This is a genomic window from Paenarthrobacter sp. TAF1 (assembly GCF_052113825.1).
Lineage (GTDB): Bacteria > Actinomycetota > Actinomycetes > Actinomycetales > Micrococcaceae > Arthrobacter > Arthrobacter nicotinovorans.
Map to the genome: position 1 here is coordinate 43,482 of NZ_JBFRDO010000001.1, position 12,754 is coordinate 56,235.

The following is a 12,754-nucleotide window of genomic DNA, read 5'->3' on the forward strand; positions in this document are numbered from 1 at the left end:
GCATGGTTGCCTCGCCGGGCCTAGCGGGTCGCCATGTCAGAGCATCAAACGCTCCAAGGCGGCCGGAGAGACTTACACCGTTTTCCCGTACCCTGCGAAAGGCCCTTTAATGGAGCTCCCTGTCTGGTTCGAGGTCGGCTCGTTTGTCGTCCTCGGAATTATCCTCGCTGTCGACCTGCTGTTGGTCGTCAAGCGCCCCCACGAACCCTCGATGAAGGAAGCCGGCCTGTGGGTCGCTTTCTACGTGGCCTTGGCCATGGTGTTCGCCGGAGCCATGTTCTACTTCACGGGCCCCGAGTACGGAAGCCAGTTCATTGCGGGCTGGGTGACTGAATACAGCCTCAGCATCGACAACCTGTTCGTGTTCATCATCATCATGGCCCGGTTCGCTGTGCCCCGTAAGTACCAGCAGGAAGTGCTGATGGTGGGCATCATCATCGCCTTGGTGCTCCGAGGTATCTTCATCGCCCTGGGCGCCGTGGTGATCGAACAGTTCAGTTGGGTGTTCTACATCTTCGGCGCTTTCCTTCTGTGGACCGCATGGAAGCAAGCCAAGGACTCCGGTGAGGATGAGGAAGAAGGGGCCGAGAACCCCTTGATTGCCCGCCTTCGCAGGGTGCTTCCCATGTCCGAGAAGTTCGACGGCGGCAAGTTGCGGACCACTGTCAACGGCAAGAAGGTCTTCACCCCCATGCTGATCGTCTTCGTGACCATCGGCCTGACCGACCTCTTGTTCGCCGTGGACTCCATCCCCGCGATCTTCGGCCTGACCCAAAGTGCCTTCATCGTTTTCACAGCCAACATTTTCGCGTTGATGGGCCTTCGTCAGCTCTACTTCCTGTTGGGCGGACTCATGACCCGCTTGGTCTATCTGAAGCACGCCTTGTCGGTAATCCTGGCGTTCATCGGCGTCAAGCTTGTCCTGCACGCCATGCATGTCAACGAACTTCCCTTCATCAACGGCGGCCACCACATCGAGTGGGCTCCGGAGATCCCCACGTACGTGTCGCTGGCGGTCATCGTCGGTACCATCGTCGTGGCCGTAGTGGCCAGCCTTCTCAGCCCCGCAGCACGCCAGGCCAAGATTGATGCCCGGCTTGAGGAAGACGCACGAAAGAGCTTGAGCGAAGCAGAGTAACTTCATCGAAAGTTGTAGTCTCATGGGGTGACTACCTCCCCAACTACGGCGCTGGACCCACAACGGGTTCAGCGCCGTAGTGTTTTCCTGCTCAGTGCGTCCCAGCTCCTCAGCGGAGTTGGCAATGGAGCGACGCTTTCCATTGGCTCCCTGCTGGCTGTTGATCTGTCCGGCTCCGAGGCATGGGCAGGTTCCATCACTACCGTGTTGACCCTGGCGGCCGCCATTGCCGCCCTTCCGCTGGCGCGGCTGGCCGAAGCACGTGGACGCCGGGTGGGTCTGGTCACCGGCTTGGTAGCTGCCATGATCGGGGCACTCCTGTTCATAGTCGCCGTGATGGCCAGGTCATTCCCCGTCCTGATACTGGGGGCAGCCTTCCTGGGCCTGGGCACTGCGGCAAACCTCCAGGCGCGGTTTGCTGCCGTAGACCTCGCCGAGCCCGAACATCGCGGCAGGTCCCTGTCCACAGTGGTCTGGGCCATCACCATCGGAGCGGTTGCCGGGCCGAACCTCATCCAGCCAGGTGCCTTGGTGGGACAGGCTCTTGGGTTGCCGCCCATTGCGGGCCCCTTTGTCTTTTCCGCGGCAGGGCTCTTGCTGGCGGCGCTGCTTCTGTTCCTCGGGCTCAGGCCGGATCCCTTGTTGCTTGCCCGGCGGCTGGCATCAAGCGCCCACGATTCGGGCGGTACCGGGAGCATCCCCGTCAGGGGCACTGTCAGGTCCGGCCTACGGGCCGTTCGTTCCTCCCCGCAGGCCCTTCTGGCACTGGCCGCTGTTATCGCCGCCCACGGGGTCATGGTGGCGGTCATGTCCATGACGCCTCTTCACCTCCAGCAGCTGGTGGACGGATCCCATGCCGGCCACCACGGGGGAACCACGGACAGTACGGATGCTCTGGTGATTATCGGGGTCACCATTTCGCTTCATATTGCCGGCATGTTCGCCTTGTCGCCGGTGTGGGGATGGCTGACGGACAAGGCCGGCCGGCTGCAGACCATTGCCATCGGGCACGGCCTGCTGCTGGTGGCCGTGTTCATCGCCGGCTTCGGGCAGCACGAACCCACGCTTGTCACTGCAGGATTGATCCTTCTGGGCCTGGGTTGGTCCGCAGCCACCATCGCTGGTTCGACGATGCTGGCTGAGAGCGTCAGTCAGGATGAGCGGGTCACCGTCCAAGGAGTCTCGGACACCTTGATGGGCGCTGCGGGGGCAATCGGGGGTGCCACCTCCGGCCTTCTCCTCGCGTGGATTGGCTACCAGGGCCTCAACGTGGCGTCCAGCTTAGTGGCTGCAGCAGTCCTTGCCCTGACTCTGGCCATGGCTCTTCGGCGCCGCCCGGGCGTGAGCAGCCGCTGAAGCTCAGCCAAGCGGTCAGCGTGCGCCACGGACCATGCCCAAAAGCCGTTTGAAGATGCCTTCACCATCTTCCGCGATACCGTCGTGGTGGAAATCGGACGTAACCCATGCCTGGAGCCCGCGAACGGCCGCAGCGGTTTCAAGTGACAAATCGTGGTCCACGTAGATGTCATCCTTGTACACTGCCGCAGCCACGGGAACCGGGTTCGCGGCCAAGGCGGCGGTGTCGTACAGCGGCTTCCAGTCTTTGTGGGCGGCAAGGATTTCCGCTACTTCGCGCAGGGGTGCGAGGGAGGGGTCCTGTTCGAAATACCAGGGATAAACCATTTCCCCGGTGAGCAGCGGCTGTTCGGCGCCCGGCTCGAACTCCGGATAATCCTCCAGGACCCGCCACGCCGCCCAGTTGGTTGCCTCGCCCTGGCCATAGATTGATTCATGCAGCACAGCGTAAAGGGGGTTGGCAGCCCTGCTGACCAGGCTTCGTACTTGCTCGAGGAACACTTCTGAGAGTCGCTCCCCGTCCAAGGTGTCGATGAACGCATCCTCCAGCAGATAGTGGAGCGAATCCACGCGGGTGTTGCCTCCCAGGAACGATCCGACCATTTGGAACCGTTCCGGGGTCAACCGCTCACCGCTTGCCAGGAACTCGGGAGTCTTTTCCAAGTGCCGGACGATCCGGGTGACCCGTTCACGGTCTTCCGGGTACCAACCGAAGTATTCGGCGTTCCGTGCAGCAACGCGCTTGAAGGTCGCCTGGTAGACCCGGTCAGCGGGTCCTTCCAAGGGAGCCAGGCCTCCGGTGATCAGGACCTCGCGCAAACCCTCCGGCGCGAAGGACAGATAGGTCAAGGCACAGAACCCGCCGAAGGATTGGCCCATGACGGTCCAAGGACCCGAGCCAAGGACGCCACGGATAAATTCTGCATCGGCAACAATCGAATCGGCCCGGAAGTGCGTCAGGTACTCAGCCTGGGCAGCAGCGTCGCCACGAAGCTCCAGCGTTTGCCGTTCAACGGGCGTGGAAAGACCGGTGCCGCGTTGGTCGAGCATCAGGATGCGGAAATCCCGCGCGGCTGCCTTCATCCAGCCGGCCAGGGAGGTTACCCGGTTCCCGCGTCCACCCGGACCTCCCTGCAGGAACAGCAGCCACGGCAGCTTGGACGCTTCGTCCGCGGTATGCGCCGTGGAGGAGTACTCCCGGGCAAAGACAGTGATCGTTTCACTGGTGGCTTCGTTGGCACCGGGGGAATGCACCAGGGGGACGGTGAAGTAGTGTTCAACCGTGCGTACGCCACGGAATTCGTGGCGGTTCAGGACGGTGTGTTCCGGCATTGAGGAGTGCGTTTCAGCCACGGGCAAACGATTCCTCTGACTGTCCGGCCTTCGTGCCGAAAGCTTCCAGGGCCTCTCCAGTGAGGCGGAAAGTGGACCATTCCTCCATGGGGAACGCGCCGAGTTTTTTATAGAAATTGATGGATGGTTCGTTCCAGTTCAGGACGCTCCATTCCACACGGGCGTAACCACGTTCGACGGCGGTCGCTGCCAAGTACTGAAGAAGCGCCTTCCCATGGCCCTCACCACGGGCGTCGGGTTCGACGTAAAGGTCCTCCAGGTAGATGCCGTGGACGCCTTCCCAGGTGGAGTAGTTCAAGAACCACAGCGCGAACCCCTGCACGGTGCCGGCAGCGTTTTCCGCGATCGTCGCAAAGACCCGCGGGTTCTCGCCAAACAGCACCTCCGTGAGCCTCTCCGGGGTGTTCTTGACGGCGTCCGGCTCCTTTTCATAGATCGCCAGATCGTGGATCATGCGCAGGATCGCGGGGACATCGTCAACAGCGGCTTGGCGGATAACACTCATGCATTCGAGCTTACTAAAGGAAGCCCGCCTTACTGGCTCCACGCCACAGGGGATGTTCCATACCGCACAGGCGGCCGGCGATACTGCAGTTGCACGCCGTCCACCAACAGCGGCGGCCCCACGAACCGCAGCTGGCCATACGCACTCGGGGTCTCCCGATACGCAGGTTGGGGCAGCCGGGCGGCCTTTACGTCAGCTTGACGGGCCGGCAACCTGAACAGTTCCTCGGCGGTGCGTGCCAGCGACAAAGCCGCCATTCCTCCTGCCCCTGTCCTCAACCTCTCTGCCAACAGGGCCAGTACGGCAGCCGCCACTCCGTAGCCTGTTGCGTGGTCCAGGGCCTGCACCGGCAGCGCACCTGGCTTCCACCCGTCGTCGTCCAGGTGCCCGTATTCTTCGGCGATGCCGCAGGCCGCCTGTACCAGGCTGTCGAAACCGCGCCGTTGTCTCCACGGCCCCGCGCTTCCCCAAGCCGACAGGGTCGCCACCACGAGGTCCGGCTTCCCGGCCAACAGGGTTTCAGCTCCCAGGCCAAATCTGTCCAGGCCGCCGTTGCGGTAACCCGTCACGACGACGTCCGCGGTGGAGATCAGGTCTTTGACGGGCTCCAGTCCGGCAGCGTTCCCCAGGTCGGCCACGGCAGATCGCTTATCGAAACCGCCATCCACGAAAGCCTCCTCCAATTCCGGGAGGCCCGGAGGATCGATCCGCAGGACATCGGCTCCGAGCGCTCCGAGGAGCCGGGTCGCCGTCGGGCCTGCAATGACGCGGGTCAGGTCCAGAACCCGCAGGCCGGTGAGTGGCCGTTCAGGGTCCTTGGATGGCTTCCACGCGGCTGAGGCAGAAGAAACTGGTGAGGTGGTTGACGACATCTGCAGGGCGGTTGATGGGAGAAATCGGATCCACGGTTCATCAGAGAGCGCGCGGTGCATGGCGGAGGAGGCCCATTCGCCACGGCGTCGGACCGCCGTAGCCACGCCCCGGTTGGCGTTGATGGCATCCTCGGCGTCCAGGGAGGTCATGGTCAGGAGTGCGTCGTCCACGTCCTGGGCGCTGTTCGCGCCCAACGCTTCCATCAGCCGCGCTGCGTGGTGAGGGTAGTTCGCGTGAAGGCGGATCCAGCCGTCGGAGGTCCGCCGGAAGCCCGACGCCGGTGCGAAGCCCTGGGGTTTGGCGCCCGCGATCCGCAGGTGCGTCAGCGAATCGAACGAAGCAGCCACCGGCCCAGATGACGCTGAGTACCTGCCCGCACAGCCTGTCAGGGCTTCCAGGGCAGTGGCTGCTGCCAACACTGAACCCAATGCAAGGCCCTCGACATCCAGCGCACCTTCCCACCAGCTTCTCAAACCCGGCGGGATCATCGGGGTCACGGGGGTTACCGAGCGCAAGGCCTCCAGGCTGCGCAGGCTGCTGGTCAGGTCGGGGACGGGTTCCATGGCTTCTTCGGGCTAGAGCCTGTTGACGTCGGTCACGCGGACTACGGCTGTGCCACTCTCATCGGACGCCGCCAGATCCACTTCGGCCGAGATACCCCAGTCATGGTTTCCCGCGGGGTCGTCGAAAATCTGTCGGACCTTCCACAGGCCCGGCTCCTCCGTGATAATCAGCAAACCGGGTCCACGCGCGTCCGGGCCGGTCCCGATGTCATCGTGTTCGTCGAAGTAGTCGTCCAGAACTTCTTCCCACCGCCCGGCGTCCCAGCCGGCGTCGGCGTCGAGTTCTCCCAAGGCACTGGAATCCTCGTCTGCGAAAAGTTCAACCCTGCGGAACATCTCATTCCGGACCATCACCCGGAAGGCCCGGATGTTCGAGGTCAACAGTGGCGGCGGGGGAGGAGGCGCATCGTGCGGTGTCGGAGCCAGCCCGGAGGTCAGTTCCTCCCATTCGTCCAGCAGGCTCGAGTCAACCTGACGAACGAGTTCTCCGAGCCAGGCAATGAGGTCTTCAAGATCCTCGCGCAGCAAGTCCTGGGGAACGGTCTGCCGGAGTGCCCGGAAACCGTCCGCAAGGTATCGCAGGACGATGCCCTCCGAGCGTGCCAGGCCGTAGAACTGCACGAACTCGCCAAAGTTCATGGCGCGCTCATACATGTCCCGGATGATCGATTTTGGTGCGAGTTCGAAGTCGCCAACCCACGGCGCAGCTTTTCGATAGACCTCGAACGCCTCACCAAGAATCCCGGCCAACGGCATGGGATAGGTCACTTCGTCCAGCATGGCCATGCGCTGCTCATATTCGATGCCGTCCGCCTTCATGGCGGCAACAGCTTCCCCGCGGGCCTTCTTCTGCTGTGCGGAAAGAATCTGGCGCGGCTTCTCCAAGGTCGACTCAATGACTGAAACGACGTCCAGTGCGTAGGAAGGCGACTCCGGATCAAGCAGTTCCAAGGCTGCCAGAGCGAAGGGGGACAGCGGCTGGTTGAGGGCGAAGTTGGCTTGGAGGTGAACCGTCAGCCGAACCGACCGTCCTTCAGCTTCCTGCTCGTCCTCGGGGATTCGTTCAACAACCCCGGCAGCCAACAGCTCCCGGTAGATCCCCAGTGCTTTCTTCATCAGCCGAAGTTGGGCAGGGCGGCTCTCGTGGTTCTCGCTGAGCAACCGCCGGGTGGCTTGGAAGGGGTCGCCCGGACGCTCCATCAGGTTGAGCAGCATCGCGTGCGTAACGGTGAAACTGGACGTCAGCGGCTCAGGAATGGACTCGACGAGCTTCTTGAACGTGGGTTCGCCCCAGGACACGAATCCTTCCGGGGGCTTCTTCTTGACGACTTGCCGGAGCTTCTTCTGGTCATCACCGAACTTGGCAGTGGCCTTGGCCATGGCCTTGGTGTTCTCCACCACGTGATCCGGCGCCTGCACCACAACGGTGCCTGCGGTGTCGTAACCGGCGCGGCCGGCACGACCGGCAATCTGGTGGAACTCCCTCGAGTTAAGAGACCTGGTGCGTACGCCGTCGTACTTGCTCAAGGCCGTCAAGAGCACCGTCCTGATCGGAACGTTGATGCCCACGCCCAGGGTGTCCGTGCCACAGATGACCTTAAGCAGCCCGGCCTGGGCAAGCTGTTCCACCAAACGGCGGTATTTGGGCAGCATGCCCGCGTGGTGGACTCCGATGCCGTGGCGCACCAGCCGGTTGAGTGTCTTTCCAAAGCCTGCCGCGAACCGGAAGCCTGCGATCAGTTCGGCGATGCGATCCTTCTCGGCCCTGCTGCACATGTTGATGCTCATGAGGTTCTGGGCACGTTCGATGGCTTCGGCCTGGCTGAAGTGCACTACGTACACGGGAACCTGCTTGGTGGAGAGCAGCTCTTCCAGGCTCTCGTGGACCGGGGTCAGCTGGTAGTAGTAGTGCAGCGGAATAGGCCGCTCCGCGGAACTTACCGTTGTCGTAGTCCGGCCGGTCAGTTCCGTGAGGCCTGTTTCGAAGCGGGAGACGTCTCCAAGGGTGGCAGACATGAGGAGGAACTGGGCCTGGGGGAGTTCCAGGAGCGGCACTTGCCACGCCCAGCCGCGCTGGGGATCGGAGTAGAAGTGGAATTCGTCCATGACCACCGAGCCGAGTTCGGCCGCTGACCCTTCGCGGAGGGCTATGTTGGCCAGGATTTCCGCTGTGCAGCAGATGATGGGTGCATCCTGGTTGACGCCGGAATCGCCGGTGATCATTCCCACGTTTTCCGCACCGAAGATGTCGCACAAGGCAAAGAACTTCTCCGATACCAGTGCCTTGATGGGCGCCGTGTAGTAGCTGCGCTGGCCACGGGCCATGGCTTCGAAGTGGGCGGCGATGGCCACCAGGGACTTACCGGAACCTGTGGGCGTAGCAAGAATGACGTTGGCGCCGGAGGCGAGTTCCATGATCGCTTCATCCTGGGCCGGGTACAACTGCAGGCCACGGCTTTCAGTCCACTCGACAAACCGCGTGTAGATGTCATCCGGGTCCAGGGGACCTGTGGCGGTGGAACCAGGAAGCTGCTCAAGAAGTTTCATTGGTTTCCAGCTTAGTGCCCGGACAGTTTAGGCTCAGCCCAGCAGTGTTGCCCGGCTCCAGGAGGCTTTTATGAAGTGGAATCCATCCAAGTACGCCGAGTTCGGCAATCATCGGGACCGTCCGTTTCATGACCTGGTGGCGAGAATCCAAGCCGCTAAGCCCGGCCACGTGGTGGACCTGGGCTGCGGCCCTGGCAACATGACTGCCACTTTGGCGGACCGCTGGCCCGCGGCACACGTTGTTGGGATTGACTCGTCGCAGGAAATGCTGGCCAAAGCCGCGTCATTGACGGGTCATTACAGTGGGCTGTCCTTCAACCAGGGCGAAATTGCTGAGTGGATGCCGGACAACGATGTCGACGTCGTGGTGACGAACGCTGCCCTCCAGTGGGTCCCCGGGCACCAGGAGATGCTCGCCGCCTGGCTCGAAGCGCTAAGGCCAGGCGCTTGGTTTGCCCTGCAGGTCCCGGGCAACTTTTCGTCGCCCTCCCACGCATTGATGCGTGAACTTGCCGGTTCGCCGCGATGGCGGACGCGACTGGATGGGGTCCTGCGGCACGATGACGCGGTGGGCACTCCCGCGGACTACTTGGGCATAATGCTCGACGCCGGATGCTCGGCTGACGCATGGGAGACCACGTACCAGCAGGTACTTACGGGGGAGGATCCGGTGCTGGAATGGGTACGGGGCACAGGACTGCGACCCGTCCTTTCGGCCCTGCCCGCGCCCGAAGCCGACGCCTTCGAAAAGGAATACGCAGCCATGCTGCGCCAGGCCTACCCGTCGACGGCCCACGGTACGGTGTTTCCGTTCCGCCGTATTTTTGCGGTGGCGAGGAAGCACGCGTGAGCCGACATACATTTATGACCGGCCAGAGGAACACGCACCCCCATGTCTTGTCCCATGGTGGTGGCGCTGGTCTAATTCTCGGCATGGACCAAGGATGCAATCCGGATCTGCCGCCGACGGTAGCGCACGTGCCTGCCAGGAGCTCATCATGACGCCCGCAGGGGATTTCCCCGGGAGCTGGCGACCCAACGCCGGCAGTGCTGTGGCGCTCTTTGAACAGTTGAGGCTCCGCATCATCGAACTCGCAGATTCAGGCGTTCTCGCCGTGGGGTCGAAACTGCCGCCCGTCCGGAACCTGGCAGGTGTACTGGACGTGGCACCCCATACAGTCGCCCGGGCATATAAGGAGCTCGAAGCAGCCGGCGTTGTCGCTACCCGTGGACGCAACGGGACAGTAGTGTGTGCCCGCGATGACCGTTGGGGGGCACTGGCCGAAGTTGCCGCCCAGTACGCAGCTGCTGCCAAGGCCCAAGGCGCTTCCTTCGCCGAGGCAGTGCAGCTTTTCGCTGCCGCTTACGACGCCGATTGATACCGATCGGTAGCATGTGAGGCACGACATGGAAATTCGAAGAAGTTTTCGATTAGCATTGGTGGGTGCCCAAAGCCTTAGCTGAAGATACAGCCATCGATTCCCTGAACAGCGCTTCCGTCGTTTCTGCTAACAAGCCAGTCAAGCCGGATCTGTCCCGCCTGGTGGTCAAGGGAGCCCGGGAACACAATCTGCGCAACGTGGATCTCGACCTCCCACGCGACGCCATGATCGTCTTCACCGGACTCTCTGGTTCCGGTAAGTCCTCCCTGGCTTTCGACACCATCTTCGCCGAAGGCCAGCGCCGGTACGTCGAATCATTGTCGGCGTATGCACGCCAGTTCCTTGGTCAGGTCGACAAGCCCGACGTTGACTTCATCGAAGGTCTCTCGCCTGCGGTGTCCATCGACCAGAAGTCCACCAGTAAGAACCCGCGTTCCACTGTGGGCACCATCACCGAAATCTACGACTACATGCGCTTGCTGTGGGCGCGCGTTGGCCGCCCGCACTGCCCGGTCTGCGGTGAGCCGATTACGCGGCAAACACCCCAGCAAATCGTCGACCAACTCCTGGAGTTGGAAACCGGCACCCGCTTCCAGGTCCTCGCTCCGGTCGTCCGCGGCCGGAAGGGTGAATTCGTTGACCTCTTCAAGGAGCTGACGGCCAAGGGTTACTCCCGGGCCCGGGTTGACGGCGAACTGGTCCAGTTGAACGATCCGCCCAAGTTGGGCAAGCAGTACAAACACACCATCGAAGTCGTTGTTGACCGCCTGGTGGTGAAGGAAGAGATCAGCCAACGGCTCACGGATTCCGTGGAGACTGCACTGGGCCTGGCCGAAGGCCGTGTGCTGGTTGAATTCGTGGACCTGGACGCTGAAGATCCCGCACGTATCCGTGCCTACTCCGAGAATCTGGCGTGCCCCAACGAGCACCCTCTGGCCATCGACGAGATCGAGCCGCGATCCTTCTCCTTCAACAACCCGTTCGGTGCCTGCTCTGCCTGCAGCGGCATCGGCACCAAGTTGGAAGTCGATGAGGAACTGATCGTTCCCAACCCGGAACTTTCGCTGGGCGAAGGCGCGATTGCTCCGTGGTCCCTGGGTACAGCTACCACGGAGTACTGGAACCGCCTCCTTGAAGGCCTCGCACACGAACTCGGCTTCTCCATGAAGACCCCGTGGGAGAAGCTCCCCAAGGATGTCCGGAACACGGTACTTCACGGCAAGGACCACAAGGTCGTAGTCCAGTACAAGAACCGTTTCGGACGTGAGCGCAAGTACAGCACCGGCTTCGAAGGAGCCATCCAGTACGTTCACCGGAAGCACGGTGAAACGGACTCTGACTGGGCCCGCGACCGGTACGAAGAGTACATGCGCCAAATTCCTTGCCCCGAGTGCAACGGAGCCCGCCTGAACCCGGCATCGCTGTCCGTACTGATCAACGGGAAGTCCATCGCCGAGGTGGCCGCGCTCCCGATGCGGGAATGCGCAGAGTTCCTCGGAAGCCTGACGCTGACCAACCGGGAAGCCCAGATCGCCAACCAGGTTCTCAAGGAGATCCAGGCCCGCCTGACGTTCCTTCTGGACGTTGGCCTGGAGTACCTCAATCTCGAGCGCCCTTCCGGCACGCTGTCCGGCGGCGAGGCCCAGCGCATCCGGCTGGCCACGCAAATTGGCTCGGGCCTGGTCGGCGTCCTGTACGTCCTGGACGAGCCCTCCATCGGCTTGCACCAGCGCGATAACCGACGCCTTATCGAGACCCTCACACGGCTTCGGGACCTGGGCAATACGCTCATTGTGGTCGAACACGATGAAGACACCATCCACGAGGCCGACTGGGTGGTGGACATCGGACCCGGCGCCGGCGAGCACGGTGGCCAGGTCGTCCACTCCGGTACCTACAAGGAACTCCTCGAAAACACGCAGTCCCTCACCGGTGACTATCTCGCCGGGCGCCGGAAGATCGATATTCCTGCCAAGCGCCGCAAGTACGACAAGAAGCGGGAGCTTAAGGTTGTTGGCGCCAGGGAGAACAACCTCAACAACGTTGACGCTACGTTCCCCCTCGGTCTGTTCACTGCGGTCACGGGTGTCAGTGGTTCGGGCAAGTCCACCTTGGTCAACGAGATCCTGTACAAGGTCCTCGCCAATAAGCTCAACGGAGCCAAGCAGGTAGCCGGACGCCACCGCTCCGTGGCCGGCCTGGAGCACTTGGACAAGGTAGTGCACGTCGACCAGAGCCCCATTGGCCGTACGCCGCGCTCCAACCCCGCCACCTACACGGGCGTGTTCGACAACATCCGCAAGCTGTTTGCGGAGACCACCGAAGCCAAGGTGCGCGGGTACCAGCCCGGTCGTTTCTCCTTCAACGTCAAGGGTGGCCGCTGCGAAGCCTGTTCCGGCGACGGCACGCTGAAGATCGAAATGAACTTCCTGCCTGACGTCTACGTTCCGTGCGAGGTCTGCCATGGGGCCCGGTACAACCGCGAGACGCTGGAGGTCCACTACAAGGGCAAGACCATCGCGGATGTCCTCAACATGCCCATTGAAGAAGGTGCGGAGTTCTTCGCCGCCTTCACTCCAATCGCACGGCATTTGAACACCCTTGTGGACGTTGGACTTGGCTACGTCCGGCTCGGCCAGCCTGCCACGACACTTTCCGGCGGCGAGGCCCAGCGCGTGAAGCTGGCTGCGGAGCTCCAGAAGCGTTCCAACGGCCGCAGCATCTACGTGCTGGACGAGCCCACCACGGGATTGCATTTCGAAGACATCAGGAAATTGCTGATGGTCCTCCAGGGCCTTGTGGACAAGGGCAACACCGTCATTACCATCGAGCACAACCTGGACGTCATCAAGTCGGCGGACTGGATCGTGGACCTTGGCCCCAATGGTGGTTCCGGCGGCGGACGAATCGTCGCGACCGGAACCCCGGAGCAAGTAGCGAAATCCACAGAGAGCCACACTGCCACCTTCCTGGCTGAGATTCTGGGTTAGAAGTATTCCGGTAGCGGCATGCGAGTTTCAGGCATGCCGCCACTCGT

9 protein-coding genes are annotated in these 12,754 nt (G+C 62.3%); 5 read left to right on the forward strand and 4 right to left on the reverse strand.

What is annotated here, in order from left to right; translation table 11 throughout:
- Window positions 1-109: 109 nt before the first annotated feature.
- Window positions 110-1,138 (forward strand): TerC family protein, encoded by a 1,029-nt coding sequence (locus AB4Y81_RS00195; RefSeq protein WP_018777540.1) that lies wholly within the window; start codon window positions 110-112, stop codon window positions 1,136-1,138.
- Between the two features lie 27 nt (window positions 1,139-1,165).
- The gene (locus AB4Y81_RS00200; protein WP_275779352.1) at window positions 1,166-2,494 is read left to right on the forward strand and encodes an MFS transporter; all 1,329 of its coding nucleotides are present in this window, start codon (window positions 1,166-1,168) and stop codon (window positions 2,492-2,494) included.
- A gap of 15 nt (window positions 2,495-2,509) precedes the next feature.
- On the opposite strand, the gene AB4Y81_RS00205 is transcribed toward AB4Y81_RS00200, so the two are convergent.
- Genes AB4Y81_RS00205 through AB4Y81_RS00220 form a run of 4 tightly spaced genes read right to left on the reverse strand, consistent with a single transcriptional unit; the run spans window position 2,510 to window position 8,335 of the window.
- Complete coding sequence (locus tag AB4Y81_RS00205) at window positions 2,510-3,826, reverse strand: alpha/beta fold hydrolase (protein WP_441994986.1); 1,317 nt, start codon at window positions 3,824-3,826, stop codon at window positions 2,510-2,512.
- 13 nt (window positions 3,827-3,839) lie between these two features.
- Window positions 3,840-4,352, reverse strand: a complete 513-nt coding sequence (locus AB4Y81_RS00210; RefSeq protein WP_441994796.1) for a GNAT family N-acetyltransferase — start codon at window positions 4,350-4,352, stop codon at window positions 3,840-3,842.
- A gap of 29 nt (window positions 4,353-4,381) precedes the next feature.
- Window positions 4,382-5,788 carry a CoA transferase gene (locus AB4Y81_RS00215; protein ID WP_441994798.1) on the reverse strand — a complete coding sequence of 469 codons (1,407 nt, stop codon included), beginning with the start codon at window positions 5,786-5,788 and terminating at the stop codon, window positions 4,382-4,384.
- A gap of 12 nt (window positions 5,789-5,800) precedes the next feature.
- Window positions 5,801-8,335: a DEAD/DEAH box helicase gene (locus AB4Y81_RS00220; protein WP_018777545.1), complete on the reverse strand. Its 2,535-nt coding sequence runs from the start codon at window positions 8,333-8,335 to the stop codon at window positions 5,801-5,803.
- Window positions 8,336-8,405: 70 nt separating this feature from the next.
- Between AB4Y81_RS00220 and AB4Y81_RS00225 the strand changes: the two genes are divergently transcribed.
- The 3 genes from AB4Y81_RS00225 to uvrA all read left to right on the forward strand — a co-directional run bounded on the left by AB4Y81_RS00225 (window position 8,406) and on the right by uvrA (window position 12,707).
- The gene (locus AB4Y81_RS00225) at window positions 8,406-9,185 is read left to right on the forward strand and encodes a trans-aconitate 2-methyltransferase (RefSeq protein WP_441994801.1); all 780 of its coding nucleotides are present in this window, start codon (window positions 8,406-8,408) and stop codon (window positions 9,183-9,185) included.
- A gap of 148 nt (window positions 9,186-9,333) precedes the next feature.
- Window positions 9,334-9,714 carry a GntR family transcriptional regulator gene (locus tag AB4Y81_RS00230; RefSeq protein ID WP_018777547.1) on the forward strand — a complete coding sequence of 127 codons (381 nt, stop codon included), beginning with the start codon at window positions 9,334-9,336 and terminating at the stop codon, window positions 9,712-9,714.
- Window positions 9,715-9,779: 65 nt separating this feature from the next.
- Window positions 9,780-12,707 carry an excinuclease ABC subunit UvrA gene (gene uvrA, locus AB4Y81_RS00235; RefSeq protein WP_110504605.1) on the forward strand — a complete coding sequence of 976 codons (2,928 nt, stop codon included), beginning with the start codon at window positions 9,780-9,782 and terminating at the stop codon, window positions 12,705-12,707.
- The last annotated feature ends 47 nt before the right edge of the window (window positions 12,708-12,754 follow it).